Raw genomic sequence first — 820 nt, forward strand, 5'->3', positions numbered from 1 at the left:
CGGGATGGTGCGCGAGGATATGCTGGGTCAGGCCAATTGCCTGCTCAATCTGGTTCGCCTCAAGGAATGCTCTGGCTTGTGTATAGGCGTCTTGCAGGCTGATAGTCGCCATCCCACATCCTCCCACGTGATATACGCTGGCGCCGCTCAAAAAAGAGAAATTATGCGTTGAGGGAACGCAATAGCAGCGCGAATGATATTCGCCACATGCTTGCAGTATAGCGCCGAATCATGGAAGGTGTCAAGATGTTGTTGGTAATTATTGGCATTTTACCAGTATCGCCGGGCAAAAAATCATTTACTGCCCATGGTAAAAAAGAGGAAAAGCGCAAAATATAGAAACGCTGGCGAGCTATTACTCGCCAGCGTTGCCAGATGGTCGGGGCGACTGGATTTGAACCAGCGACCTCCTGAACCCCATTCAGGTGCGCTACCGGTCTGCGCTACGCCCCGAACGCTCCTGATTATAGCGCGGCTGAGGCGAAGAGTCAAACTTCACGCCAGATCAGCGAGGCAAAAAACCCTAGCGCTGCGCCGAAGGGTAACGCGCCCAAGCCCCACACTAGCACTGAAGGCACCAGCACGCGCAGCCATGCCCCCCAACCGGCATCGGTAGTCAATTGGCCGGTAAACAATCCGATAATGGCAGTGAACAGACCACCTAATACTACTGCCAGCAAGGACAGGATCAATGCGCCACGTATTGCCCAACGCACGCGACGAGCAGGTGATGGATCCATAGCGAGTGAGTTATCAATTGCTTTGTAAGTTTTGCCAAGCGCAATACTTGCGCCCTACGCCACAGCAAGAGCACACAAGT

At 53.4% G+C, this 820-nt stretch carries 1 protein-coding gene and 1 tRNA gene; both read right to left on the bottom strand.

Annotated elements, in window-relative coordinates; all coding sequences use genetic code 11:
* Positions 1-376 precede the first annotated feature (376 nt).
* Positions 377-453 (bottom strand) — tRNA-Pro (locus tag NZU74_20320).
* A 35-nt stretch (positions 454-488) separates the two neighbouring features.
* Positions 489-740, bottom strand: a complete 252-nt coding sequence (locus NZU74_20325; GenBank protein ID MCS6883675.1) for an ABC transporter ATP-binding protein — start codon at positions 738-740, stop codon at positions 489-491.
* Positions 741-820 lie beyond the last annotated feature (80 nt).

This window comes from Chloroflexaceae bacterium, assembly GCA_025057155.1.
Lineage (GTDB): Bacteria > Chloroflexota > Chloroflexia > Chloroflexales > Chloroflexaceae > JACAEO01.

Bases quoted from the DNA above. Each gene is read 5' to 3' on its own strand.
- NZU74_20325 (MCS6883675.1), bottom strand. From the start codon at position 740: ATGGATCCATCACCTGCTCGTCGCGTGCGTTGGGCAATACGTGGCGCA.